At 38.4% G+C, this 25,459-nt stretch carries 23 protein-coding genes; 13 read left to right on the top strand and 10 right to left on the bottom strand.

The window, feature by feature from the left end; genetic code table 11:
- Positions 1 to 44 precede the first annotated feature (44 nt).
- Positions 45 to 1,475, top strand: coding sequence for an aldehyde dehydrogenase family protein (locus WA249_RS17535; RefSeq protein WP_336170616.1), 1,431 nt, complete (start codon positions 45 to 47; stop codon positions 1,473 to 1,475).
- 70 nt (positions 1,476 to 1,545) lie between these two features.
- On the opposite strand, the gene WA249_RS17530 is transcribed toward WA249_RS17535, so the two are convergent.
- Positions 1,546 to 2,031 (bottom strand): Lrp/AsnC family transcriptional regulator, encoded by a 486-nt coding sequence (locus WA249_RS17530; protein ID WP_004643588.1) that lies wholly within the window; start codon positions 2,029 to 2,031, stop codon positions 1,546 to 1,548.
- 134 nt (positions 2,032 to 2,165) lie between these two features.
- On the opposite strand from WA249_RS17530, the gene WA249_RS17525 reads away from it, so the two are divergent.
- The 9 genes from WA249_RS17525 to blp2 all read left to right on the top strand — a co-directional run bounded on the left by WA249_RS17525 (position 2,166) and on the right by blp2 (position 14,992).
- On the top strand, positions 2,166 to 3,887 hold the full coding sequence (locus WA249_RS17525) for an alpha-keto acid decarboxylase family protein (protein ID WP_336170614.1): 1,722 nt from the start codon (positions 2,166 to 2,168) through the stop codon (positions 3,885 to 3,887).
- A gap of 141 nt (positions 3,888 to 4,028) precedes the next feature.
- Positions 4,029 to 5,408: an amino acid permease gene (locus tag WA249_RS17520; RefSeq protein ID WP_336170612.1), complete on the top strand. Its 1,380-nt coding sequence runs from the start codon at positions 4,029 to 4,031 to the stop codon at positions 5,406 to 5,408.
- A 476-nt stretch (positions 5,409 to 5,884) separates the two neighbouring features.
- Positions 5,885 to 6,916, top strand: a complete 1,032-nt coding sequence (locus WA249_RS17515) for a substrate-binding domain-containing protein (RefSeq protein WP_336170610.1) — start codon at positions 5,885 to 5,887, stop codon at positions 6,914 to 6,916.
- A gap of 100 nt (positions 6,917 to 7,016) precedes the next feature.
- A complete protein-coding gene (gene pstC / locus WA249_RS17510) occupies positions 7,017 to 8,396 on the top strand; it encodes a phosphate ABC transporter permease subunit PstC (RefSeq protein ID WP_336170608.1) in 1,380 nt (459 codons plus the stop codon).
- Positions 8,393 to 9,790 (top strand): phosphate ABC transporter permease PstA, encoded by a 1,398-nt coding sequence (gene pstA, locus WA249_RS17505; RefSeq protein WP_336170606.1) that lies wholly within the window; start codon positions 8,393 to 8,395, stop codon positions 9,788 to 9,790. The genes pstC and pstA overlap by 4 nt, the downstream gene beginning before the upstream one ends.
- Positions 9,791 to 9,803: 13 nt before the next feature.
- Positions 9,804 to 10,706 (top strand): phosphate ABC transporter ATP-binding protein PstB, encoded by a 903-nt coding sequence (gene pstB / locus WA249_RS17500; RefSeq protein WP_016137446.1) that lies wholly within the window; start codon positions 9,804 to 9,806, stop codon positions 10,704 to 10,706.
- A 147-nt stretch (positions 10,707 to 10,853) separates the two neighbouring features.
- Positions 10,854 to 11,816, top strand: coding sequence for a protease SohB (sohB, locus tag WA249_RS17495; RefSeq protein ID WP_336170602.1), 963 nt, complete (start codon positions 10,854 to 10,856; stop codon positions 11,814 to 11,816).
- A gap of 138 nt (positions 11,817 to 11,954) precedes the next feature.
- Positions 11,955 to 12,572 (top strand): cytochrome b/b6 domain-containing protein, encoded by a 618-nt coding sequence (locus tag WA249_RS17490; RefSeq protein ID WP_336170600.1) that lies wholly within the window; start codon positions 11,955 to 11,957, stop codon positions 12,570 to 12,572.
- Positions 12,573 to 12,814: 242 nt separating this feature from the next.
- On the top strand, positions 12,815 to 14,992 hold the full coding sequence (gene blp2, locus WA249_RS17485; protein ID WP_336170598.1) for an Ig-like repeat protein Blp2: 2,178 nt from the start codon (positions 12,815 to 12,817) through the stop codon (positions 14,990 to 14,992).
- Positions 14,993 to 15,038: 46 nt separating this feature from the next.
- On the opposite strand, the gene WA249_RS17480 is transcribed toward blp2, so the two are convergent.
- The 9 genes from WA249_RS17480 to WA249_RS17440 all read right to left on the bottom strand — a co-directional run bounded on the left by WA249_RS17480 (position 15,039) and on the right by WA249_RS17440 (position 22,585).
- Positions 15,039 to 15,680, bottom strand: coding sequence for a DUF2238 domain-containing protein (locus WA249_RS17480; protein WP_336170596.1), 642 nt, complete (start codon positions 15,678 to 15,680; stop codon positions 15,039 to 15,041).
- Between the two features lie 81 nt (positions 15,681 to 15,761).
- Positions 15,762 to 17,150 (bottom strand): adenylosuccinate lyase, encoded by a 1,389-nt coding sequence (purB, locus tag WA249_RS17475; RefSeq protein WP_336170594.1) that lies wholly within the window; start codon positions 17,148 to 17,150, stop codon positions 15,762 to 15,764.
- 55 nt (positions 17,151 to 17,205) lie between these two features.
- Positions 17,206 to 17,937, bottom strand: a complete 732-nt coding sequence (gene hflD / locus WA249_RS17470; RefSeq protein WP_004643577.1) for a high frequency lysogenization protein HflD — start codon at positions 17,935 to 17,937, stop codon at positions 17,206 to 17,208.
- 13 nt (positions 17,938 to 17,950) lie between these two features.
- Positions 17,951 to 19,084, bottom strand: a complete 1,134-nt coding sequence (mnmA, locus tag WA249_RS17465) for a tRNA 2-thiouridine(34) synthase MnmA (protein ID WP_336170592.1) — start codon at positions 19,082 to 19,084, stop codon at positions 17,951 to 17,953.
- 4 nt (positions 19,085 to 19,088) lie between these two features.
- Entirely contained in the window at positions 19,089 to 19,577 is a 489-nt protein-coding gene (locus tag WA249_RS17460) for an NUDIX hydrolase (protein WP_151821808.1), read from the bottom strand.
- A gap of 144 nt (positions 19,578 to 19,721) precedes the next feature.
- A complete protein-coding gene (locus WA249_RS17455; RefSeq protein WP_016137453.1) occupies positions 19,722 to 20,273 on the bottom strand; it encodes a gamma carbonic anhydrase family protein in 552 nt (183 codons plus the stop codon).
- 90 nt (positions 20,274 to 20,363) lie between these two features.
- The gene (dacC, locus tag WA249_RS17450; protein ID WP_336170588.1) at positions 20,364 to 21,512 is read right to left on the bottom strand and encodes a D-alanyl-D-alanine carboxypeptidase PBP5/6; all 1,149 of its coding nucleotides are present in this window, start codon (positions 21,510 to 21,512) and stop codon (positions 20,364 to 20,366) included.
- 126 nt (positions 21,513 to 21,638) lie between these two features.
- The gene (locus WA249_RS17445) at positions 21,639 to 22,061 is read right to left on the bottom strand and encodes an MCR_0457 family protein (protein WP_336170587.1); all 423 of its coding nucleotides are present in this window, start codon (positions 22,059 to 22,061) and stop codon (positions 21,639 to 21,641) included.
- A gap of 152 nt (positions 22,062 to 22,213) precedes the next feature.
- Complete coding sequence (locus tag WA249_RS17440; protein ID WP_336170585.1) at positions 22,214 to 22,585, bottom strand: MCR_0457 family protein; 372 nt, start codon at positions 22,583 to 22,585, stop codon at positions 22,214 to 22,216.
- Positions 22,586 to 22,685: 100 nt separating this feature from the next.
- Here WA249_RS17440 and surE point away from each other — a divergent pair, with 100 nt between their 5' ends.
- The 3 genes from surE to WA249_RS17425 all read left to right on the top strand — a co-directional run bounded on the left by surE (position 22,686) and on the right by WA249_RS17425 (position 25,426).
- Complete coding sequence (gene surE / locus WA249_RS17435; RefSeq protein WP_336170583.1) at positions 22,686 to 23,456, top strand: 5'/3'-nucleotidase SurE; 771 nt, start codon at positions 22,686 to 22,688, stop codon at positions 23,454 to 23,456.
- A gap of 111 nt (positions 23,457 to 23,567) precedes the next feature.
- On the top strand, positions 23,568 to 24,395 hold the full coding sequence (locus tag WA249_RS17430; RefSeq protein WP_336170581.1) for a peptidoglycan DD-metalloendopeptidase family protein: 828 nt from the start codon (positions 23,568 to 23,570) through the stop codon (positions 24,393 to 24,395).
- Between the two features lie 101 nt (positions 24,396 to 24,496).
- A complete protein-coding gene (locus WA249_RS17425) occupies positions 24,497 to 25,426 on the top strand; it encodes a LysR family transcriptional regulator (protein WP_336170579.1) in 930 nt (309 codons plus the stop codon).
- The last annotated feature ends 33 nt before the right edge of the window (positions 25,427 to 25,459 follow it).

Here is a 25,459-nt window from a genome sequence, read left to right as displayed (position 1 = left end):
AAAAAGTAAGTGGCTGTAATTACAATTAAGACAAGGAAGAAGAAATGCAACAAGCGAATATGCTCAATGAATTTAAACTGATTATTAACGGTCAACTTTGTTCAGGTGAACAAGGTGAATTAGAAATTATTAATCCTGCTACAGGTTTAACTGCTGCACGTTGTGCAAAAGCATCAGTTGAGCAGGTAAATCAAGCAGTGAGTGCAGCTAAGCAGGCTTTTAAAGCTTGGCAGCAAGTTTCACACGATGAACGTAAATCGATTTTAAACAAAATTGCAGATGGCATTGAAAAGCATGCTGAGATGCTTGCAGAACTTGTTGTGCTTGAGCAAGGTAAGCCACTGGCGCTTGCGCAAATGGAAGTGCAGGGTGCAATTGGTTGGACTCGCTATGCCGCTGCTATGGATTTACCTGTTGAAGTGATTGAAGACAGCGAAACCAAGCGTATTGAGCGCCATCGCCAGCCATTAGGTGTGGTGGCTTCAATTACCCCTTGGAACTGGCCGCTCATGATTGCGGTTTGGCATATCATGCCTGCATTGCGTGCTGGTAACGTTGTCATTAGTAAACCTTCTGAATACACGCCACTATCGACTTTGCGTTTATGTGAAATCATTCAGCAAGAAGTTCCAGCCGGTGTTATTTCAATTGTGGTGGGTGCTGGTGACATTGGCGAAGTATTATCTTCTCATCCAGATGTACAAAAAGTGGTATTTACGGGTTCAACTCGAACTGGTCAGCACATTATGAAGGGTGCAGCTCAACAGTTAAAACATTTAACTTTAGAGCTTGGCGGTAATGACGCGGGTATTGTATTGCCAGATGCAAATATCGATGAAATTGCAACTAAGATTTTTAACATGGCATTCTTGAACGCTGGGCAAACGTGCGCGGCGTTAAAACGTTTATATGTACATGAAAGCCAATACGATGCTTTATCCCAAAAGTTAGCTGACATTGCCAATGCTCAAATTGTGGGCGATGGAATGGAGTCTTCTACAACATTTGGTCCAGTACAAAACCAAATGCAATATAACAAAGTGAAAATTCTTATTACTGAAGCCATAGAGCAAGGTGCAAAAGCGCTTTCTGGTCAGCAGCAATTACCAGAGCAGGGTTATTTTATTGCGCCTACCATTTTGACTGAAGTGTCTGACTCTTGCCGTGTGGTACAAGAAGAACAATTTGGTCCAGTGTTACCTGTCTTAAAATATACCGATATCAATGATGCAATTGCTCGTGCCAATGACAGTGAATTTGGTTTAGGTGGTTCAATCTGGTCTTCTGATATTAAAGCTGCTCAAACTTACGCGACTCAGCTTCAATGCGGTACTGTTTGGATCAATACACATGCAGAAGTTCTGCCTCATGCACCTTTTGGTGGCTGGAAAATGTCAGGCTTAGGTGCTGAGTTCGGTTTAGAAGGTTTACTTGAAAATACGATTGGGCAAACAGTCCATATAAGTAAAGTCTAAATATTAATTTTAAGGCGGATCTAGTATCCGCCTTTTTATTTTAAATTATTTTATTAAAAAACTAATTTGCTTAAGTCGTGTGATGGTAACCGTGACCTTTAGGTTTGATCAAAAAATGATTCTGTTCTTTAATTTTTTTTAGAACAATGTAAGACTTTATGTGACCAATAAAATTATAAGAAAGCAATCTTTCGGTTACAAATTGAGAAAGCTGTTCTAAGTTTTCAGCAACGACTTTTAAAATAAAATCCGCATCGCCACTGATCGAAAATGCATCTTGAATGTTATCTTCCGCTTCAATGAGCTCTTGAAAAGCCTGCTGCGATTTTGCTTCGTGTGTTCTTAAATTAATGTGAATCATTGCCGTGACTTCTAGTCCTAGCGCTTGTTGTTGGATGCGGGCGGTGTAACCTAAAATTATGCCTTTTTGCTCAAGGAGCTGTCTTCTTCTAGAACATTGGGAAGCAGATAAACCGATTAAATCTCCAACTTCCTGATTGGTGAGCCGTCCATTCTTTTGTAGTGCCTGAATGATTTGCCAGTCGAACTTATCCATTGCATAAAATCCTTTTATGATACACAAATCATGTATTTTTATTAAAATGCGTTTTCATTATGCACGAAATCTAAAAGGTAGATGAAATATTATTTTTCTATGGAATAAAAATTTGTCTCAAAGGATATAGAGCAATGTTCATAGAAATCGGTGACTTTTTAAATCTTCGTTTAAAACAAATGGGTATCCAACATCTGTTTGGTGTACCTGGTGATTTTAACCTCTCATATCTCGAACAAGTTGAAGCAGATCCAGAACTCGAATTTATTGGAAATTGTAATGAGTTAAATGCTGCCTATGCAGCCGATGGTTATGCACGAATTAACGGTTTTTCTGCCTTGGCAACTACTTATGGTGTAGGCGATTTAAGCGCGATTAATGGCATTGCAGGTGCATATGCAGAAAATGTACCTCTTGTTCATATCTCTGGTATTCCACCTTTACATGCAGTTCAAAAGGGCACTTTAATTCACCATACGCTTGTTGATGGTAACTACGACAACATTATGAACTGTATGAAAGAGTTCACGGTTGCCCAAACTCGTCTAACACCTGCAAATGCAGCCTTTGAGATTGACCGTGTATTACGTCAGTGTTTCCTTGATCGCCGCCCTGTACACATCCAGTTAGCAGGGGATATTACTCACGTTAAAATTGAAGTTACTGAGCGACCACTTGATTTAAGTTATCCAGCGGTTGAGCCAGATTTATTAAACAGCGTAGTTAATAAACTTTGCGATATTTTGAACAATGCAAAGAGCCCAGCACTTCTTATTGATAATGAAGCTTCAGTTTTTGGTGTAACTTCACTTCTAAATGATTTATCTCAAAAATGCTCAATTCCATTTGCGGGTATGAATACTGCAAAAAATATTATGGATGAAGGCTCACCTCGTTATATCGGGACTTATGTGGGTGGGGCAAGCCAACCGCATGTGAAAAATATCATTGAGCAGTCTGATTGCCTAATTGGTATTGGTGCACGTTTTACAGATGTCGGTTCGGCTGTATTTACTCATCAAATTGCGACTAAGAACTATATTGAAATTAAATCTTATGGCTTAAATATTTTTGGTCAGGATTTTCCAGGCATTGAAATTGGACAGTTACTTGTTGAGCTAAATAAAAAAGTTGCGCCACGTAAATCGTCAATGCCTTTTCTTGAAAAACAACCACAGAAAGTACTTGAAGCTCCAGCCCAACAAAAGCTAAGCCAAGATGTACTTTGGAACTACATTGCAGGTTTCTTAAAAGAAGACGATGTGATTATTGGTGAAGTAGGAACTTCAAACTCCGCTTTGTCTGGTTTAAAACTTCCTGCTACAGCTAAATATATTGCTCAGCCACTTTGGGGTTCAATTGGTTATACCTTACCGGCTCTACTTGGTAGCTTGCTGGCAGCTCCTGAACGCCGTCAAATACTCTTTATTGGTGATGGCTCTTTCCAGCTTACGGTACAAGAGCTTTCTACGATTATCCGTCATGGTTTAAAACCAATCATTTTCTTGCTTAACAATGGTGGCTATACCATTGAGCGCTTAATTATGGGTGAAAACGCAGCCTATAACGACGTGCAAAACTGGAAATATACTGAAATTCCTGCGGTATTTAACGGTAAAAAAGGCCATACCACCTATGTGGTAGAAACTGCCGGACAGCTTAGAAGTGTTTTAGATAATGTCCATCTAAATGATCAGCTAACTTTTATTGAATTAAAACTACCAGCAATGGATGCGCCAGTGAGTTTGAAAAAATTTGCTTCAGTCATCGCGCGTTTTGATTATGGTGATCGTGGCTATGAAATTTTAAAGGAGCGTTCCCAGCCGATTAAATGTAAGGATGCAAGCTCGTTTTAAATAGAAGATAGGACAAGTCTTCTTAAAAATTAAATGGACTCATATTAAAGCAAACTTATGTCCGAAGGTCGGTTTCTGATCTTCGGATATGGTGCTGAATAAAGGTGTACAGGAAGTGACACCAACATTGGAGATAACGTTATGGATGCAAACAATAAGCACGAGTTAAAACAAGGCTTATCCAATCGGCATATTCAACTCATCGCGCTCGGAGGTGCGATCGGAACAGGGTTATTCTTAGGTCTTTCTCAAACGATTAAACTGGCAGGTCCTTCAATTTTATTAGGATATGCAATTGCCGGAATTATTGCTTTCTTAATTATGCGTCATTTAGGTGAAATGGTTGTTGAAGAACCCGTAAGTGGTTCATTTAGTTATTTTGCTAATAAGTATTGGGGAAAAATGGCTGGTTTTATGTCTGGCTGTAACTATTGGGTGTTGTATGTACTGGTGAGCATGGCTGAACTCAGTGCAATTGGTACCTTCATTCAGTTCTGGTGGCCTGAAATTCCCACTTGGATGACTGCTTTATTTTTCTTTATTTTAATTAACGGCATTAACTTAGTGAATGTCCGCTTTTTTGGGGAGTCTGAATTCTTATTTTCCTGCATTAAGATTATTGCGATTTTAAGCATGATTGGTTTCGGTACTTATCTCTTATTTACAGGGTCTGCTGGTCCGCAAGCAGGCATTGCAAATTTATGGCAACACGGTGGTTTCTTCCCGCACGGGATTCACGGTTTTGTCATGGCGTTAGCTGTCATTATGTTTGCATTTGGTGGCTTAGAGTTAATTGGTATTGCTGCGGCTGAAACTAAAAAACCTGAAACGACTATTCCAAAAGCAGTGAACCAGATTGTTTATCGTATTTTAATTTTTTATATCGGTGCAATTGGGATCTTACTGTGCCTTTACCCATGGAATTTGGTTGCAGAAGGTGGTAGCCCATTTGTAATGATTTTCCAGTCACTCAATAGTAATGGCGTTGCGAACGTTTTAAACTTTGTTGTCTTAATTGCTGCCATTTCGGTTTATAACAGCTGTATCTATTGTAATAGCCGTATGTTGCATGGTTTAGCAGAGCAGGGTAATGCTCCGGCATTTTTGAAAAAAGTAAACAGTCGTGGTATTCCAGTTCTAGCCGCAGTTCTTTCTGCATCAATCACAGCAATTTGTGTGGTCGTAAATTATCTGATTCCTGGCCAAGCTTTTCAGCTCTTTATGATGCTCGTTGTGGCTGCACTTGTCATTAACTGGCTCATGATTTCAGTAACTCATTTGAAATTTACGAAAGCAATGAGATTACAAAAACGTCAAACCAAATTTCAAAGCATTATGAGTCCATGGAGTAATTATTTAACCATTAGCTTTGTATGCTTTATTCTTATTATCATGGCAATGACGCCAGATATGAGATTGGCTGTTATTTTAGGCCCAATCTGGCTTGCTGTTTTAGCACTGATGTATTTCTTAAAATATCGTAAAAAAATGGTTGTGCTTCCAGAAGTACAATCGAGTTGATGGTTTAAATTGACAATGATATTTCGGTTACCTGACTTAAGGTAGGTAGCCGTTTATCTTTTGTCAAATTATTTTCATGTTACAAAGAAATTATTATTTATCGTAAAATTTAATAAAAATTTTAGTTATAAAATTATTTTTAATCGTACAAGTGAAAATAGAGTTAAATTATCGATTTTTAAAATATTTATAATACATTCTAATTTTATATTTTATTAATATTTAAATTCTGTTTATTTAATCAGTGTCATAATATAGACTAATATATAAAGTAGAATACCTACTCGGTTTGAATTAAATATTTGATAATAGATAAAAAATAATAATATGACAATTAACAATATCGAAATCATTAAAGCGTCATCATACTGTAACTTAATTGTCATATTTTCTATTCACAATGCAGCTATCGAAGAGCGTACAAGCACTCAACAAAAAGTGACGTACAACCTATTGCATTAATGAGAGAGAACAGAATGCGCTTAAATCCACGTCAAATCGCAATTGCGTTAGCAGTAACTGGGGCAGCTGTAGCAACGACTGCAAATGCAGCTCGTGATACGATTCAAATTGCTGGTTCTTCAACTGTACTACCATTTGCCAGCGTTGTAGCTGAAGAGTTTGGTAATACATTCCCTCAATTTAAAACTCCTGTAGTTGGTTCTGGCGGTTCTTCTGCTGGTTTGAAACAATTCTGTCAAGGCGTTGGCGATAACACAATCGACGTTGCTAACGCTTCTCGTAAAATTAAAAGCACTGAAATTGAAGCTTGTAACAAAGCTGGTGTAAAACAAATTCAAGAAATCAAAATTGGTTACGACGGTATCGTATTTGCGTCTAACTCACATAAAGCAGCTTATAAATTAAAACCTTACCATGTGTTTGCTGCGTTAGCTGCACAGTTACCTTCAAAAGGTAAGTTGGTTCCAAACCCATATACAAACTGGAACCAGATTGATAAATCACTTCCAAACGAACCAATTACTCTTGTAATTCCTGCATCTAACCACGGTACGCGTGAAGTTTTCCAAGAGAAAATGGTTGATGCTGGTTGTGAAACATATGACTACTTCAAAAACCTAGATAAAGATGCTCAGAAGAAAGCATGTTCGACTTTCCGTAAAGACGGTCGTGTAATTGAAATTGCTGGTGACTACACAGAAACATTGGCTCGCTTAAAGACTTCTCCAAGTGCAGTAGGCGTATTTGGTTTAAGTTTCTATGACATGAACCGTGACAAGTTACGTGTAGCATCAGTAAATAATGTTCTTCCATCTGAGAAAACAGTATTGAACGGTACATATCCTGTATCTCGTCCATTGTTCTTCTATGTGAAAGGCGAACATTTAAAATCAGTTAAAGGCTTACCGCAATATGTAGAATATTTCGTAAGCAAAAAAGCAACAGGTAAAGGTTCTAAAGCTGAGCGTGATGGCTTAATCGCAATGTCTGATGCTGAACGTGCAAAAGTTTTGGCTGACTTTAAAGCAGGTAAAACTGTTAAATAAGCTAGTTTAAATAGGGGCTGGTGATCTTGAGAGTTCATCAGCCTTTTTGTCTAACTTGTTTTTTCCAAATTATGACAATTGAGAAAACAGTGGAGAGTACATGAATCTGCTACTTATCGGTGTGTTGTTAGCCCTTGTGGCCATCGCATATCAACTTGGGCTAAGAAAGAGCCGTAGCCTAGCAGGTAAGGGAAGCAACTCGGCGACGTTACATTCTCGTCCTGGTTATTATGGAGCACTGGTTGGACTGTGGTGCGGTATCCCTGCTTTTTTAATTTTGATCATTTGGAGCTTGGTTGAACCAAGTATTTTAAACCATATTATTTTTAATAATATTCCAGCATCCATAAGTGCTTCACTTGATGAAGCTGGTAGAAGTGTATTGGTTGATCGTGTTCAAGCGATTGCTTCAGGTTTTGGGGTAAGTGATAAACCGGCAGCCTATGAATTAGCTGCTGCTCAACAGTTCGCAAAATTTCAAACTATTGGCTCTTTTGCCAAATTTGCTGTTGTAGTTTGCGCAGCTTTATTGGGTTTAGTGTGGGCAAAGAAAAAAATTAATCAACAATATCGTGCGCGTAACCAAGTTGAACGTGCCATTAATGTTGCTTTGATTTTGTGTTCAGGTGTTGCGATTTTAACAACCATCGGTATTGTGATGTCGATGTTTGGCGAAGCAATGCACTTCTTCCGTTTTGTAAGCCCGCTTGATTTCTTTTTTGGAACTGAGTGGAACCCAGGCTTTAGTACTTCGGGTAATGCTGAAGGTAGTTATGGTTTATTGCCATTGCTCTGGGGCACACTCATGGTCAGCGGTATTGCTTTATTAGTTGCCGTGCCAATTGGATTAATGATTGCCATTTATTTAGCTGAATATGCATCTTCGTCTTTACGCTCATGGGCAAAACCAACAATTGAAGTTTTAGCGGGTATTCCAACAATTGTTTATGGTGTTTTTGCCATGATGATTATTGGACCATTTTTCAAGGCAGCTGGTGCCTATGTGGGTCTTGAAATTAATGCGACCAGTGCTTTAACTGCTGGTTTCGTAATGGGGATTATGATTATTCCTTTTGTTTCGTCTTTATCAGATGACATTATTACTCAAGTACCTCGTGCTTTACGTGATGGTTCTTTAGGGCTTGGTGCAACTAAGTCAGAGACAATTCGTCAAGTTGTTTTACCCGCTGCGTTACCTGGTATTACAGGTGCCTTTTTATTAGCTGTTTCTCGTGCCGTAGGGGAAACCATGATTGTGGTTTTGGCAGCAGGGAACAGTCCACTTTTACATGCAAATCCATTTCAAGCCGTTTCGACAGTGACCGTTACGATCGTAAAACAGTTAACTGGTGATACTGACTTTGCCAGCCCACAAGCTTTGGTTGCATTCGCGTTAGGCCTAACACTCTTTGTGATTACCTTATGTTTAAACATTGTTGCACTGTACATTGTGCGTAAATACCGTGAGCAATACGAATGAGTACATCAAATACATCGTCTCCTTTGGATCAGAACGTATTTGATCCAAAAGCTGCTGCTGAATCACGTGAACGACGTAAACAGGTCATTGAAAAATCTTTGGCTAAACGTCATCGCAAAGAAAAAGCTTTTCGTTATGCTGGTTTCTCAGCAGTCGTAATTGGACTTGCATTTGTTGCGCTATTGTTTAGCAGTATTTTGGCAAAAGGTTTACCTGCTTTTTGGCAAACGAGTATGAATGTTCCAATTTACTTTGATCCGAAAGTGATTGATGCAGGTCCTGTGCCTGTTCGTGGGCAGGGGGAAGCACCTGCACATTATCAAGAGCGTTATATCGATTGGCAAACCAAAATGGGTATGGTGGATTGGGATGGCATTATTGTAAATGGAATGATTGCCAAAGACCCTGCACTTGCTAATGAACGTGATCATTTAAGTAGTCTTTATGCAAGTTCAGAAGCTTATCGTTTACGTGACATGGTTTTTGCTGACCCATCACTCATTGGTAAAAAAGAAAATCTTAATTTCTTGGGTGATGCCAATGTGGATGTCTGGTTAAAAGGTAATATTGACCGTTCATTGCCAGATGATCAGCAGCAACTTGATCCAGAAGTTCGTAAACTTGCAGATGAGCTAAAAGCAAAAGGTGTTCTTGAAAATACGTTCAATTTGAACTTATTTAAGAATCCGGACTCTCGTAGTTCACCAGCAATTAGTGGTCTTGCGGGAGCATTCATGGGTTCATTATTTATGATGCTGATTGTGATCATTATTGCAATTCCAATTGGTGTTGCCAGCGCAATCTATCTTGAAGAATTTGCTCCAAAAAATATTCTTACAGACATTATTGAAGTTAACATCAATAACCTTGCTGCCGTTCCTTCAATTGTGTTTGGTTTACTCGGTGCAGCAATTTTTATTGGCTGGATGCATTTACCTCTATCTGCTCCGTTTGTTGGTGGCTTAGTTTTAAGTTTAATGACACTACCAACCGTCATTATTACGACACGTGCTTCATTAAAAGCAGTGCCACCTTCTATTCGACAAGCTGCACTTGGTTTGGGAGCTTCTAAGTTTCAAACCATTTTCCACCACGTTTTACCATTAGCTTTACCAGGCATTATGACCGGCTCGATTATTGGTGTTGCCCATGCGCTTGGTGAAACTGCACCTTTACTTTTAATTGGAATGAGTGCATTCGTTGCAAGTATTCCAACAACTCCATTTGATCAATCAACCGCTTTACCTGTCCAAGTTTACTTATGGCAAGGTAATGAGTTGCGTAACTTCTTCGAAGGCCGTACTGCCGCTGCGATTATCGTACTACTTGCACTATTGATTGGTTTAAACAGTCTTGCAATTTGGTTACGTAAAAAGTTCGAAGTGCGTTGGTAATAGAGGATAAATTATGAATACTATTGATATTACGAATTCCTTAGAAAAGGATAAGTTAGTGAACACTGAACAATCTCAATTTACAGATAAATCGCAGAATCATGGCACTTCGTATGTTTCGCATTTTGAACCACACACTTCAAAAAAGCAGAACTCAACCGAAATCAAAATTAGTGCACAAGATGCCCATGTTTATTATGGTGATTTTGAAGCGATTAAGGGTATTGACCTCGATATTTACCAAAATGAAGTTATTGCCTTTATTGGACCGTCTGGTTGTGGTAAATCGACCTTTCTTCGTACGATAAACCGCATGAATGACACCATTGATGGTTGTCGTGTAACAGGTAAGATTACACTCGATAACCACAATATTTATGACCCAAATCTTGATGTCGTATTATTACGTGCTCAGGTTGGTATGGTATTCCAAAAGCCAAATCCATTCCCTAAAACTATTTTTGATAACGTGGCGTATGGTCCTAAACTTCATGGTCTAGCACGTAATAAATATGATCTTGAAGAAATTGTTGAAAATAGCTTGCGTAAAGCGGGTCTATGGGACGAAGTGAAAGATCGTTTGAATCAACCGGGGACGGGTTTGTCGGGTGGTCAGCAACAACGTTTATGTATTGCACGTACCATTGCAGTAAGTCCTGAAGTGATTTTAATGGATGAGCCATGTTCTGCGCTTGACCCAATCGCAACAGCAAAAATCGAAGAATTGATTTCTGAATTGTCGAATCAATATACAATTGTCATTGTGACTCACTCAATGCAACAGGCGGCACGTGTGTCTGATCGGACTGCTTATTTCCATTTAGGTGATTTGATTGAAGTCAACTCAACTGAAAAAGTCTTTACTCAACCAGACCATCAGTTGACGGAAGCCTATATTACTGGACGATTCGGTTAACTAGTCATCCATACAAAAAAAGAGCCATGTGCTCTTTTTTTTATTTTATAAATGAAAATGACTCTATTTTGCAAAATCGCTATTGAATTTTAGTCAAAAGGACCACATCTTAAGGCTATAAAAGATAACTTATGAGCTTAGAATTTTATGTTATTCCATTTGCCTAAACTCCCTGCAGAAATACGTGTTAGTCATTTAAATGCACGTGTAAATGAACAGAGAAAAAAAATTGCACAAACCACTGCAAGCCGTTTAGAACTTTTACAATTGGCTCAACAACTTGCTAAAGAAGCTAAAATTCGCCGTAAAAATAACCAGAAAATCTTTGTGTTGGATTTTAAGGGTGATATTCAAGCTTCAGCAGTTGAAAACATACGAGAAGAAATTACCCTCATTTTAGCAACTGCTAAGGCAGGGCGTGATCGTGTTGTCGTTCGCCTTGAAAGCCCAGGAGGCATGGTACATGGTTATGGTCTAGCAGCAGCTCAATTGGTACGCTTACGCGATGCAGGTTTCCATCTGACGATTTGTGTGGACAAAGTGGCAGCAAGTGGTGGCTATATGATGGCCTGTATCGCAAATGAAATTATTGCAGCGCCATTTGCTATTGTTGGTTCAATTGGTGTGGTTGCTCAAGTTCCAAACTTTAACCGTCTTTTAAAACAACACAATGTGGATTTTGAGCTTTACACGGCAGGGCAGTATAAGCGTACTGTGACTATGTTTGGTGAAAATACACCTGAAGGTAAAGCGAAGTTCGAAGAGGAGCTTCAACAAACACATGTGTTATTTAAACACTTTGTTGAAAAGTATCGACCAAAACTTAATGTTGATAAAGTTGCTACAGGTGAACATTGGTATGGTGAAGATGCGCTTAATCTCAACCTTGTTGATAAATTACAAACATCTGATGAGTATCTATTGGCTTTATTAGCACAGCATGATGTCTATGTGATTAACACTCGTAGGAAAGCGACCTTAGGTGAAAAATTGGGTTTGCAAGCGGCACAGATGGCAGATAGCTTGATTCCAGCTGTAATGAATAAAGTTGTAGATAGCTTGGCAAAAGCTAATTCAACTTTAGTTCAAATGCGCGATACTAGATTTTAATTAAGCTAAATTTTTGAATTAAAGAGTACCTATATAGGTACTCTTTTTTTATGTGGGTGATGAAAGGAATTTGATTAATATTTATTTAAGTTTCAATTGTCAAAGTTATAGTTAACTTTTCACTTCTGATTTTTTGTGATGTCAAAAACATGGTCACACATTGATATTCTCATACGCATTTTACATATAATTATTATGCTTGGCTTTATTGGTGCTTATTTTACCGGAGATAATGAAGATCTACACCAAGTCCATATGATGTTTGGTTACATACTCTTCATTAGTATTATTGTGCGAGTGATCTGGCATTTTTTAAGTCCACGTATTTCAAGTACAGCACCGTTTGGTATTAAAAAGCGGAGTAATGTGGCAATGAATGCAATTAAAAAATCTTTGAGTCATGCAAATCTAAAGCGTATTTTTTCTAAAAATTCAATTCATTCAATCAGCATTGCACTTTTTCAAGTTTCAATTGTACTTATTTTTCTCGTAATTCCAATTGTGGTAGGGCTCGGGTATGCGACTGAGCATTTTTATTATTCTCTAAGAGGCTTACACGCATTTTTTGCAAATTTATTTTTAGCTTTGGTCTTGTTGCATGTTTCAACTCTGATTCTAAATAGCATTTTTGCAAAACGTTTTCAGGGTTGGAGTATGTTAAAAATGACTCTATCAGATTCGAAAATAACTAAATTTGCTACTTTATTTCTTTTGATTCTCGTAGGCGCTTTTAGTTTTCTTTACTTGAAAATATAAAATTATTATAGAACTCAAAATAGAAGTTTTTATAGATATTAAAGTTAGAAATGCTCTAGATGAACTTTATAGAAACTTTATATATTTAATAAACGGTCAAAAATAATTATTGATAAATATACTTTTTGAATTGTGATAAACACATGATTTTGATATTTTAAACACCAATAAAATAGCTTTTAGATGAATCATTTAAAAAGTTAGACATTTAAAAATATAACTGAAATTCAGGATAGGAAATAATGACAAGAATAATTGTGGCATCCAAAGAGGGTTTGGACGTTCTGCAAGATGGTCAAATTAATAAAGTAGTTTTAAATAAGCCTACTATTATTCAAATTGGTGTAAGTCAAAAAGATGTCGCATCCATGGAAAAGCAGGGTGGAAGTCTAGTCATCCATTTAAAAAATGGCGAGACCATTGTCTTAGAAAATTTCTTTAATGAAGCAAATAGTACAACAGAGCATTCACTTGTTTTTCCGACTGAACATGGAAAATTTGTTGAAGCCCAGTTTGATGCACAAGGTAAGCTTATAGATTATAGAGGTTTAAATCATGTCACAGATTTAGCCTATACAAGTACTAGCCAGCCAGCTTCAACGATGGCAGTTGATGATTCTCCAACTTTTTCGATGGGCAATGCGCTAAAAGCAGGCTTAGCAGTTTTAGCTGCGGAAGGTTTATACCTATGGGCCTTTAATAAAGATGATAAAAACGATTCAACTGTTCCCGATTTAATTGCACCTGCTGCACCGACCGCGACTCTTGCTGATGATACTGTTACGATCACTGGTAAAGCAGAGGCGAATGCAAAGATTTATATTCAGGATGCAAAGGGACAAATTCTTGCTTCGGGCACTGTCGATAGTAATGGTAATTTTACTATTAAACTTGATAAGCCATTGGTAAACGGCGATAGAGTGGCTGTTATTGCTCAAGATGCTGCTGGTAATAATTCTAAAGCTACTGTTGTAACTGGGACAAAAGATACGATCGCTCCAGATATTCCTCAAGCTCAATTGAGCGATGACGGTTCATTGGTGACTGGTAAAGCAGAAGCGAATGCAAAAATTACAGTTTATGATGCCACTGGCAAAGTATTAGGAACTGTTTTTGCCAATAAAGATGGTATTTATTCTTTAAAACTTACTCCGCCGTTAACTAGTGAAGCAGGTGGTAAGGTGATTGCCGAAGATGCTGCCGGTAATAAATCTGAGGAAGTTAAAATTATTGCAGGTAAAGATACGGTACCGCCAGCTTCTCCTTTTGTTGAAGTCAACAAAGATGGGTCCGCGATACATGGCAAAACCGAAGCAAATGCAAAAGTTCAAATCAAAGATGCAGATGGCAAAGTAATTGGAACTGGTACAGCTGATGCTCAAGGTGATTTTCAAATTACACTTTCACCTGCTTTAAAAGAGGCTCAAAAAGCTACAGTAATTGCTGAAGATGCCGCTGGTAATACATCAAAACCTGTCGAAATTAAGCCAGGTTTTGATTCGATTGCACCAGATAAGCCAACTGCTCAAATTAATACAGATGGCACGTCTGTAACAGGTACGGCTGAAGCCAACGCTAAAATTGAAATTAAAGATGTAACTGGTAAGGTTATTGGTACCGGAACGGCAGATGCGAATGGAAAGTTTACGATTACTATTTCGCCAGCACTAACTGATAACAACCACGGTGCTGTTTCTGCTATCGACAGTGCAGGAAACAGATCTGAAAGTCTGGATATTATTGGTACAAAAGATACTATACCTCCATTAAAACCTATATTAACGACTGTGGAAGATAACGTAGGTGACATAAAAGGCGCTATTACAGCAGGTTCAGAAATGGATGATGCTAGGCCAAAACTCACAGGCTCAGGTGAAGCAAATGCGACCCTCACTATTTATGATAATGGTATTGCAATTGGGGTGGTAACTGTCACAAGTGGCAGATCTTGGACATTTACAGTTGATAAAGATCTCACTATTGGTCAGCATACAATTACTTTAACTCAAACGGATGCAGCAGGGCTGACCAGTGAAGCAAGTTCTCCATTTACCTTTTATGTAGTCGCACCGAAAACTGTAAGTCTGGCTGATGCTTCAGTAGATACTTTGGGTGCACATGAGCCATCTTTGGTAGATAGTGTTGGATTAAGTACTTTAAAAGTAGCGCAAAATACAACACCTGAGACGAATATCCAGCAGAAAACTGTTCCCTTAGCAGATTTATTAAAAAGTTCTGCGAGTGACGCAGATCCAGTGATAAAACTTCTATCATCGATAGCGAAACCTACACAGGCGTCTGAGCAAAGCGATGTGAATGCTTCCATTGACCAGACAACGACAAATCTTGATCATCTTTTACCAAATACGGCTTCTTCACCTTTGCAAAATATTTTAGAGCAAAGTTATCCAGTTGTTTAAAATACTCTATATAAAACATAAAAAGCGCTCTATGAGCGCTTTTTATTTATCTCTGATTATTTATTTTCGGCGTTTTTATCAGAGCCGCAAGTCCATAGACAATTGCACCAATCGTTGCTAATAACATATCTTTATGAGCATCCCACATATCGCCTTGTTGTCCATTATAATTCTCGGCTTGTTCAGGTGATAAGCCAATAGCAATAGCCCATTCAATCAGTTCATAAAAAACACTAGATGCCATCACGAACTGGAGTACAAGTAAAAATAGGCTAAAGGGTTTTGCAGTCGGTAGCCAAACTTGAAAAACGCGATAAATAAGAGGGTAGAGCAACGCACCGTATGAAAAGTGGACAAGTCGATCATACATATTACGAGACCATCCCATGTACTGATCTAGATTAAAATGGAACACGTGTTGAATCCAATCATTATAAGGCACATATGAGTATAGGTAGTGTGCACCGATAATGTGAATCAACAGAAATCCTAAATAAAAGCAAAAACTTAAAAAGTTAAGTCCAATTTTTTTAAAAATAATAAAAAGTAGAACCAACATGAAAATAGTACCCACCTGATGAAGCAAATAAGCTTCAAACTCAAGAGGCTGAATACCTGTAATGATGATGGCAATAAAAAGTAGAATAAGAGCAATATAGTGTTTAAGTTTGAATTGTTTTTCGATCATTTTAGAAATATAACTTTATTGTGCTTTTATGAGTGTAATAAAAAAGCGAAGCTGAAGCTTCGCTTTTTATGAACTTTTTAATTAGATTTTGCTAATTAAATCGTTAATTTGTTTGGCTTGTTCTGCTGCATTACCTGTGTAAGTTGCAGGAGTAAGTTCAGCTAAACGCGCACGCTCTTCGCTTGGTACTTGAGAAAGTTCATCACCATTTACGAAGTTAACCATCATGTCGCGAGTCATTGCTTGACCACGAGTTAATGCTTTTAACTTTTCATATGGCTTTTCAACGTTATAACGACGCATAACAGTTTGAATTGGCTCTGCTAACACTTCTTGAGCTTGATCAAGATCTTCAAGTAAGCGGTTTGCATTGAGTTCGAGTTTACCAACACCTTTTAAACAAGCATCAAAAGCAATTAAACTTTGTGCAAAACCAACACCCATATTACGAAGTACAGTCGAGTCAGTTAAGTCACGCTGCCAGCGAGAAATTGGTAATTTTTCGCCTAAGTGTGCCAATACAGCATTTGCAATACCTAAATTACCTTCAGAGTTTTCAAAGTCAATTGGGTTAACTTTGTGTGGCATAGTTGAAGAACCAACTTCACCATCTTTCAATCTTTGTTTGAAATAACCTAAAGAAATGTAGCCCCATACGTCACGGTTAAAGTCGATTAAAATCGTGTTGAAGCGACGTAACGCATCAAACAACTCTGCCATGTAGTCATGTGGTTCGATTTGTGTAGTGTACGGGTTGAATGCTAAACCTAAAGATTCAACAAAAGCTTGAGCATGCGCAGCCCAATCAACATCTGGGTAAGCAGAAAGGTGAGCATTGTAGTTACCTACAGCACCATTGATTTTGCCTAGTAGCTCAACATTTTCAAATTGTTTGATTTGGCGAGCTAAACGGTATGCAACGTTCGCCATTTCTTTACCCAAAGTTGTCGGGCTCGCAGTTTGGCCGTGTGTACGTGACAACATTGGTTGTTCAGCGTGAGTCGTTGCCAAAGCAGAAATCGCATTTAAAATTTGCTTCATGCTTGATACTAAAACTTCGCGACCGTTTTTAAGCATGAGTGCATGAGACAAGTTGTTGATGTCTTCTGAAGTACATGCAAAGTGAATGAACTCACCCGCATTTTGTAATTCAGTAATACCTGCGATTTTCTCTTTTAAGAAATACTCAACAGCTTTTACATCATGGTTAGTTGTACGTTCAATTTCTTTAATGCGGTTTGCATCTTCTTCAGAAAAGTTGCTAACAATTGCATCTAAAGCTGCATTTGTTTCATTTGAAAAAGAAGCAACTTCAACAATCTCTGGACGGTTAGAAAGCGCTTGTAACCAACGCACTTCTACAGTGACACGAGCATGAATTAAACCAAACTCAGAAAGAAAAGGGCGTAGCGCATCACATTTGCTGGCATAACGTCCATCTAATGGTGACAGTGCGGTTAAAGCGTTCATAACGATTCCTTAATGTTGGAATAAACATAAAACAAAAAATAATCTCTTTACAGCCTTAGATGACTTGGTACTGTAAACGAGCAAGTGCTTGAATATCTTGTAGCAATTTACGTTTGCTAAAAATCATGTTCCACGAACTACCACCAAGTTGTCGCCATAAATGAGCCATTTGTAAGCCAGTAAACAGACAAGCACGGATGCGGTTAGTATGGTTGGTATCTTTAAATGCTTCTGCATTACCACGAACGAGAATGCGAGGGTTAATCTGCCCAGCAGTATCAACATAAGTTTGAGCCAAATTGGCTAAAATGCTTGGGTGTAAGTAGTTATTATCAAAAAAAGAAAGCTGTTTTAAAATCTTTTGCTGAGCTTTTTCAATGATTGCGACGTATTCAGGGTTGCTATAGACCTTCTTTTCTAATTGCAAAAGCGACATCGCATATGACATTGGAAGCTTGGCAGTGCCCATTTTCGGAAGGCGAGATTTGGGCATATTTGTAAAAGGTTGGGTAATACAATTTTCGAGGGTTTTAAGCCCCAAAGAAATATCTGCCAACTGATTAAAAAAATCTAATGTTTGAACACCATTGTTGACTGTAGGGCGAATATTTAAACTCGCTTTGATTAACAGTTCAAAATAGAAGTTACCACTTTCACCAATACTCTGCTGACCTGTTAAAGCTGTCATGTGCGTGAGCTGGGTGGCCTGAAATACCCCAGCCAAGGCAAGGGCACGGTTTTGGCGAACATTCAAGGCTTGTGATTGTTGAAATGGTAACTCCACCATGTCATTCATTCCCTTAAATAAAATTTGGTGTAGGGGCATTTGTATGGTGAATGACACCCCCGCCTAAGCAAACTTCATCTGAATAAAATACAACGCTTTGACCCGGTGTAACAGCACGCTGAGGTTCATCAAACTCAACTCGTACACCGTGTTCACTATTTTCATCAATAAAAACTGTACATGTCTGATCAGGTTGGCGATAGCGTGTTTTAGCTGTACAGCGTAAACCTTCAACAGGAATATTCTGTTCACCTGCCACCCAGTCAATTGACTCACTCCAAAGCTGTGTGCTTTGCATGAGTGGGTGTTCATGCCCTTGACCAATAACAAGGCGATTATTGGCAATATCTTTATGTAGTACGAACCATGCGCCTTCAGCTGCACCTTTCAAACCACCTAGACCAATTCCGCCACGTTGACCGAGCGTATAGTACATCAGACCGTGATGTTCACCAACTTCTTTACCTGTATCAAGTACAATTTTTCCAGGTTGAGCGGGCAAATATTGTTTAAGGAAGTCATTAAATCGACGTTCGCCAATAAAACAGATTCCTGTAGAGTCTTTTTTCTTGGCTGTAGCAAGATCAAGTTCTTCAGCAATTCTGCGGACTTCTGGTTTTTCAATCTCACCCACTGGAAATAGGGTTTTGTTAATTTCTTTACCATGAACAGCATGCAAGAAATAAGTTTGGTCTTTGTTATTGTCTACACCACGTAATAACGGTGCGTATGCTTCGCCTTTCGAGTTGTATGCAGTTTCACCACGACGTGCATAATGACCAGTCGCGATAAAGTCTGCACCTAAAGTTATGGCATGATCTAAAAATGCACGGAACTTAATTTCTTTATTACATAAAATATCTGGGTTTGGGGTACGCCCAGCTGCATATTCAGCTAAGAAAAGTTCAAATACGCGGTCCCAATATTCCATAGCAAAGTTTGCGGTATGGAGTTTAATACCGATTTTATCTGCTACTGCTTGAGCATCGGCTAAATCTTCCATTGCTGTACAGTATTCCGTGCCGTCGTCTTCCTCCCAGTTCTTCATGAAAAGACCTTCAACTTGATATCCCTGTTGAAGTAAAAGTGCTGCAGAAACAGAAGAGTCTACACCACCAGACATACCGACGATGACACGTTGTTGCATAGGACTAGGCATCCAAATGAGAAGTTAATGAGGGAGAGAAAGGGTGTTCATAAATAAGCGATAGAGGATAATGGTGGCCTTTTATGGCATCTTCAACTGCTTTGAGTACGAGTGGACTACGGGCACGAGCAGATTCTTTGAGCTCATCTGGTGTCATCCACACAGCAGCTACAATACCTGTATCGAGTTGAGGGTTATTTTCAACCTGAGTTACATGTGCCAGAAAACAAAAGCGGTAATAGGTACGATCCGGAAACATGGGCGGGGTATACGTATAAATACCAAGCAAGGCATCAATTTCAACATGATGACCTGTTTCTTCAAGTGTTTCTCGAATGGCTGCTTGAGTTAATGACTCACCGCATTCCACATGACCAGCAGGTTGGTTAAATACTGTGTGTACAAAACCTTCGCTATGTTCTTCAACAAAAAGATAGCGTCCGTCTTTTTCGACGACTGTAGCAACAGTGACATGAGGAGTCCATGCGGCCATAAAAAAGCACCATGATTTAAAAGACGTATGATACGAAATTTAGGGGTTTTTGGCTACGGTGATCTGCTAAACGATATGAGTAATACTACAAAACCATATCGTTTAAAAAATCAGAATTTTATTGCTGATATTTCATAGAGCTAATTAATCTTGCTCTGCTTGAGCCGCTTTATGATTATTTTGTACTTTTACATAATGTCTTGCTGAATAAGGAAGAAATGCTAATTCTTTTTCGGTTAGTGGTCGCACTTGTTGCACTGGGCTTCCTACATACAAATAACCACTTTTTAAGACTTTACGCGGTGGAACCAAACTTCCAGCACCAATCATCACATCATCTTCAATAATCACGTCATCTAGAACAACAGTATTGATTCCGATTAAAACTCGATTGCCAATGGTACAGCCATGCAAAGTCACATGATGTCCAACTGTTACATCTTCACCAATAATAAGAGGTGAGCCATTAGGTTTTGCATCATTTTTATGGCTAACGTGCAACATACAATGGTCTTGTACATTACTGTTTTTACCAATTTGAATACTATTTACGTCACCGCGAATAACGGCAAAAGGCCAGACAGAAACATTTTCGGCTAAGCTGACTTCACCAACTACAACGGCCATGTCATCGACATAACATGTTGTATCAACTTGAGGACGGTGTTCAAGATAAGGACGTATGTTCTTTGCCATGAGTAGTATCAAAATAAAATTTAGAAGGATTATAAAATAAAAAAGCACTCAGGCTAAATAGCGTGAGTGCTTAATTCAACTATTCAAAAATTAGAATAAGTTGCTGAAGAATTGTTTAACATGGTCGATTAAGCGTGCAAAGAAGCCTGCTTCTTCAACTGGCTTTAATGCAACTAATGGCTTTTCAGCAATTACTTTGCCGTCAAGACTAGCAACAAGTTTGCCCACGACTTGACCTTTTTGAAGTGGTGCATTTAAGTTTGGTTGAACAACTAACTGCGTTTTAATGCCGTTAGCTTTGCCTTTAGGCATAGTCACACTAAAGTTTTCAGCCAGACCAATTTGAACTTCATCTTCTTTACCAAACCACACTTTTGCTTTTGCAAGAACTTGATTGGCTGGTTGAATATTTGCAGTTTCAAAGTTTGCAAAGCCCCAAGACAATAATGTACGTGTTTGGTTGGCACGTTCATTAACGCTATCAGTTCCGAAAATAACGGAAATGAGACGCATCGGACCACGTTTGCTTGACGTTGTTAAGCAGTAACCCGCTTCATCAGTATGGCCTGTTTTTAAACCATCTACGCTTGGGTCTGTGTAAAGCAAGGCATTACGGTTGCCTTGTTTAATGCCGTTAAAAGTAAATTCTTTTTCAGAGTAAATTGGGTAATATCTTGAGCTGTCTTTAATAATATGTTGTGCTAAAACAGCCATATCTTTAGCACTTGAATAGTGGCCTTCTGCCGGTAAACCAGTTGAGTTCATAAACTGGGTATTTGTCATACCGATACGTTTTGCTTCCTGATTCATCATGTGAGCAAAAGTGCCTTCATTTCCAGCAATATGTTCAGCCATTGCTTTCGATGCATCATTACCTGATTGGATAATAATACCACGAAGCATTTCTAGAACAGTCGCTGTACCATTTAAAGGAACATACATACATGATTCAGAGCTACTTCCTTTACACCATGCAGATTCGTTCATACGAACCTTTTCACTCTCAGTAAGCTCACCTTTTAATAGTTTTTGTTCAATGATGTAGCTTGTCATCATTTTAGTCATAGACGCAGGAGCAAGCTTTTCATTTTCATTTTTAGAAGCGAGAATTTGTCCTGTCTCGTAATCCATTAATACATAAGACTTATTATTTAATTCTGGCGGAGCTGATAAGACAGTTGCTGCATAAGAAAAACTTGGTAAGAGGAGGAGTGCAGCAATAGCGCTTTTTCGAGTCATTCTAGGTAATTCCAATATCTTGTATGAAGCAGAAGAACCTAGCATTTTAGGATAAAGCAAAGCCGACTTCTATGGGGGAAGTCGGCTTTTTCAAACAGTATTGTAACTCAAGAGTTTTTTACTAATTTAGTTTTGCGATTGATAAGCTTTTACGTCTTGACAAACTAAAGTGTTTTGCTCGTTACCAGCAGCTTTTGCATCATTACGTGCTTCTTTTAAGACTTTCTTGAAACTTTTGTCTTTAGTACGTTTCTCTAAAGCTGCAACTGGATCAGCTTCATTTGGTAAATAGTCTTTTACAAGACGCTCATAACCTTGAGCAAATTCTGCATCTTTTTTACCAATAAGGCTTGGGCAAATTTCAGAAAGTACTTGAATTGCAGCCAACTCTTCAGGAGTGATACTTTGTTGAGGAGTCACTTCAACAACATTTTCATTTTCGGTTTTCTTTTCAGTTGTTTTCTTCTTATCAGCAGCAAAACCAACTGTTGCCATGCTCATAAGTAAAACCAAAGAGAGCGATTGAACTAAGACTTTCTTCATAAACATCGATAACCCGAAATAAAATTTTTAAATATGTCGATAGCTTAACCAATTTATAGTTTAAAAAAATGGAAAAAATGTATTGTTATGTTGGTTTTCTGCTTAATGCCAAGCAGAAAACCTCAATAAATAAATCTCTACTCTAAAAGAGCAAAAAACTATTCTTTATAATTGATGATCTCTTCACAAAGTTCATGCTGCTCATGGTGGTCCATTTGTTTTGCAGCTTGACGAGCTTCATTTAACAAGGTTTTAAACTCTGCATCATTTTGTAGAGTAGAGAGGGTAATTGATTTATTCGAATACCCTTGAAGATACATGGCGATAATTTTTTGAGTATTTGACTCAAGTTTTTTATTTGTCCCTACAAAAGCTGGACAAATTTCCTGCAAAACTTGCGTTGCGGCAATGTCATCTTTAATTAAGCTATCAGCTTCTTGTGCTGATATATCCTCATCTGCAAAAACCGCTTGCGTACACAATGTGATACTGATCCCCAATACCTGAAAAAAAGGAGCGAAAGTTTTCATTTTTTCACAATTTTATAATGCTATGGAGGCATAAATATATATAATTCAACAAATAATTCAATTGTGAAAACCTTTAGGTTTATTGTAGAGAAAGATTTTTGTGAATATTTTAATTGCAAATGATGACGGTGTTTTTGCACCAGGTATACAGGCTTTAGCTGAAGCATTAAAACCACTTGGCCGTGTAGTTGTGGTTGCACCAGAAAGTGAAAGAAGTGGTTTCTCAAGTGCATTAACATTAGATCGACCATTGCGCCCAATTCAAATTGCCGAAGATGTCTGGGCAGTGAATGGTACGCCAGCAGATTGTGTTTATTTATCCATGAATGGTTTGTTTGATTTCGAATTTGATTTGGTCGTGAGTGGAATCAATAGTGGAGCAAACTTAGGTGATGATGTTTTATATTCTGGAACAGTCGGTGCAGCATTTGAAGGCCGTTTAATGAAGCAACCAGCAATTGCTGTGTCTTTAGCTGGCCCTGATGTACGAGCTTATAACAATAAAGAAGATTATGCTCAGGCTGCTCAGTGGGTTCATGATTTTATTGCAAGCGGGCTGCCAGCTTTGCCTCCAAGACATATCTTTAATATCAATATTCCTGATGTGCCGCAGTTACAAGGAGCACAAATTACTTATCAGGGACGTCGTGCTCAATCTAAGCCTATTACCAGCCACGTCGATCCTAGAGGACGTCAAGTTTACTGGATTGGGTTAGCAGGTGAGGCAGTTACAGATCCACAGCGTGTTTCAAGCCAGATTCAATCGGATTTCTTTGCGGTAGCAAACGGATATGTGAGTGTTACGCCTATTCAAATGGATGCAACAAATTACGCCGTTTTAGAAGATCTACAGGTCAGTTTGAGTCAATAATTTGCTTCGAATGTTATAACTTTGTGAATAAAGAAAAAGAGGAACGTGTTTCCTCTTACTTTTTTGGTACTCTTAGCCGAAATGATTTGTAGCATTTAGTGAGGGAGATCAATGCATTTAATTGGGCAACAAAGCAAGGTGAATATCCAAAAAGACAAAATAATGAAAATTATGTTGTTGTCTGTGGCTGTAGGTTTTACTGTGGCTATGGCTGGATGTGCTTCTAAACCACAAATTAATAATAGTTCTCGCTATACAGTGGCTCCTAACTATTACACAGTTCGTTCAGGTGATACTTTAAGTGGTATCGCAATGCGTTATGGTCTGGACTATATCAGTCTTGCTGAAATGAATGATATTCCTGCACCATATCGTATTTATGTCAATCAATCGTTGCGTTTGAAGAAATCTTCTTCACCAAGAACAGTATCTACGCAAGTCATGGCACAGCCTGAAAAGATTAAGCGTCAAACGATTGCTTTACCAACAACACAGCCTGCTACTCCGGTAAATCCACCAGCAGCTACCGTACCGTCAACGAATACTACTGTGACTTCGGTTGCACCAAATTCGAGCTTACGTTGGATAAAACCGACTAATGGCCCCGTAATTCAAGGGTTTAATTTGGCAAATAATGTCAAGGGAATCCGTTATGGTGGAAATCAGGGTGACCCTATTTATGCCGCAGCCGATGGTCAAGTTGTTTATGCAGCTGATGGCTTAAAAGAATACGGAAATCTAGTTTTAGTTAAGCATATTGACGGCTATATCAGTGCGTATGCCCACAATAGCAAGATGTTGGTGAAAAGCGGTGATAATATAACTGCTGGACAAAAAATTGCCGAAATGGGATCTACTGGCGCATCTCAGGTCATGCTTGAGTTCCAGATTCGTTTGGATGGCAAACCGATTAATCCTATAAATCTTTTACCAAAATAGCTAATGCAAAAAACTTAGGTTTCCTCGTATAATGTAATTGGTTGCTTTCATTACAACAATAAGCATTTTTTATAAATTTAAAATTAGATTTGAGGAAACCTATGTTAGATCAGCTTCGTGCGATGGGTGTTTTCGCTTGTGTGGTCGAAAAAAGTTCATTCAGTGGTGCGGCACGTGAATTAGGAATTACAACAAGTGCGGTGAGCCAACAGATTCGCTCCCTTGAGAATGAAATGGATGTAACTCTATTACATCGTTCCACTCGTAAACTTAGTTTGACAGAAGCCGGACAGGCTTTTTTTTCAAGCTGTCAAGAGATGTTGGCGGCTGCTGAAAGGGGAAAAATCAGAATTAATGAATTGAGGGATGACTTAATCGGGGATTTGCGTATTGCAACAACTCCTGATTTAGCAGTTCAACACCTCATTCCTGCATTATCTCACTGGATGTCTGCTCATCGCGGTTTATCTGTGCATTTCGAAGTTGGGCATCGTTATATCGATTTACTTGAAGAGCGAATTGATATTGCAGTGCGCATGAGCTCTACTCCGGTAGAAGAAAGCAGTTCGGTCATCCCGATGGCTTTTGTGGATCAAATTTTGGTAGCTTCTCCAAGTTATCTGAATCAATCTAGTCCAATTGTTCACCCGAACGACTTAAAAGATCATGAATTGTTATCGATTAATGTCATGAATGATTCGCGCCATTTTAATTTTCAACATGTAAAAACAGGTGAAACACTTAATATTGAAATGCAAAGCCGTTTGCAGAGCAATAATTTACAAGTTGCAAAAGCGTTATGTCAGCAAGGGCATGGTATTGCACGAATTTTATATTTAGATGCTCAAAAAGAATTAAAAAATGGTTCTTTGATTGAACTCATGCCAGATTGGAAATTACCAACGTTTACATTGTATGCAGAGGTCGCTAAGCATGACCAACAACCAATGAAAATTCAACGTTGTGTTGAAGCACTTAAACAATATTTTAGCCAGTTAGCAGGAGGACGGGCGATTCAAATCGTTCGTTAATTTTGCAAGTCTAAAAGTAAAAAGGGCCTGTAT

Source organism: Acinetobacter sp. 161(2023), from assembly GCF_037027805.1.
Lineage (GTDB): Bacteria > Pseudomonadota > Gammaproteobacteria > Pseudomonadales > Moraxellaceae > Acinetobacter.
The sequence above is the reverse complement of the archived record's forward strand: the minus strand, read 5'-3'. Positions and strand labels throughout refer to the sequence as shown.

Excerpts from the sequence above, each read along its gene's own strand:
- blp2 (WP_336170598.1), top strand. The coding sequence starts at position 12,815 with ATGACAAGAATAATTGTGGCATCCAAAGAGGGTTTGGACGTTCTGCAA.
- WA249_RS17455 (WP_016137453.1), bottom strand. The coding sequence starts at position 20,273 with ATGGCAAAGAACATACGTCCTTATCTTGAACACCGTCCTCAAGTTGAT.
- WA249_RS17530 (WP_004643588.1), bottom strand. The coding sequence starts at position 2,031 with ATGGATAAGTTCGACTGGCAAATCATTCAGGCACTACAAAAGAATGGA.
- hflD (WP_004643577.1), bottom strand. The coding sequence starts at position 17,937 with ATGGTGGAGTTACCATTTCAACAATCACAAGCCTTGAATGTTCGCCAA.
- WA249_RS17460 (WP_151821808.1), bottom strand. The coding sequence starts at position 19,577 with ATGGCCGCATGGACTCCTCATGTCACTGTTGCTACAGTCGTCGAAAAA.
- dacC (WP_336170588.1), bottom strand. The coding sequence starts at position 21,512 with ATGACTCGAAAAAGCGCTATTGCTGCACTCCTCCTCTTACCAAGTTTT.
- WA249_RS17515 (WP_336170610.1), top strand. The coding sequence starts at position 5,885 with ATGCGCTTAAATCCACGTCAAATCGCAATTGCGTTAGCAGTAACTGGG.
- mnmA (WP_336170592.1), bottom strand. The coding sequence starts at position 19,084 with ATGCAACAACGTGTCATCGTCGGTATGTCTGGTGGTGTAGACTCTTCT.
- WA249_RS17520 (WP_336170612.1), top strand. The coding sequence starts at position 4,029 with ATGGATGCAAACAATAAGCACGAGTTAAAACAAGGCTTATCCAATCGG.
- WA249_RS17480 (WP_336170596.1), bottom strand. The coding sequence starts at position 15,680 with ATGATCGAAAAACAATTCAAACTTAAACACTATATTGCTCTTATTCTA.
- pstA (WP_336170606.1), top strand. The coding sequence starts at position 8,393 with ATGAGTACATCAAATACATCGTCTCCTTTGGATCAGAACGTATTTGAT.
- purB (WP_336170594.1), bottom strand. The coding sequence starts at position 17,150 with ATGAACGCTTTAACCGCACTGTCACCATTAGATGGACGTTATGCCAGC.
- WA249_RS17525 (WP_336170614.1), top strand. The coding sequence starts at position 2,166 with ATGTTCATAGAAATCGGTGACTTTTTAAATCTTCGTTTAAAACAAATG.
- pstB (WP_016137446.1), top strand. The coding sequence starts at position 9,804 with ATGAATACTATTGATATTACGAATTCCTTAGAAAAGGATAAGTTAGTG.
- pstC (WP_336170608.1), top strand. The coding sequence starts at position 7,017 with ATGAATCTGCTACTTATCGGTGTGTTGTTAGCCCTTGTGGCCATCGCA.
- WA249_RS17535 (WP_336170616.1), top strand. The coding sequence starts at position 45 with ATGCAACAAGCGAATATGCTCAATGAATTTAAACTGATTATTAACGGT.
- WA249_RS17440 (WP_336170585.1), bottom strand. The coding sequence starts at position 22,585 with ATGAAAACTTTCGCTCCTTTTTTTCAGGTATTGGGGATCAGTATCACA.
- WA249_RS17430 (WP_336170581.1), top strand. The coding sequence starts at position 23,568 with ATGCATTTAATTGGGCAACAAAGCAAGGTGAATATCCAAAAAGACAAA.
- WA249_RS17490 (WP_336170600.1), top strand. The coding sequence starts at position 11,955 with ATGTCAAAAACATGGTCACACATTGATATTCTCATACGCATTTTACAT.
- sohB (WP_336170602.1), top strand. The coding sequence starts at position 10,854 with ATGTTATTCCATTTGCCTAAACTCCCTGCAGAAATACGTGTTAGTCAT.
- WA249_RS17425 (WP_336170579.1), top strand. The coding sequence starts at position 24,497 with ATGTTAGATCAGCTTCGTGCGATGGGTGTTTTCGCTTGTGTGGTCGAA.
- WA249_RS17445 (WP_336170587.1), bottom strand. The coding sequence starts at position 22,061 with ATGTTTATGAAGAAAGTCTTAGTTCAATCGCTCTCTTTGGTTTTACTT.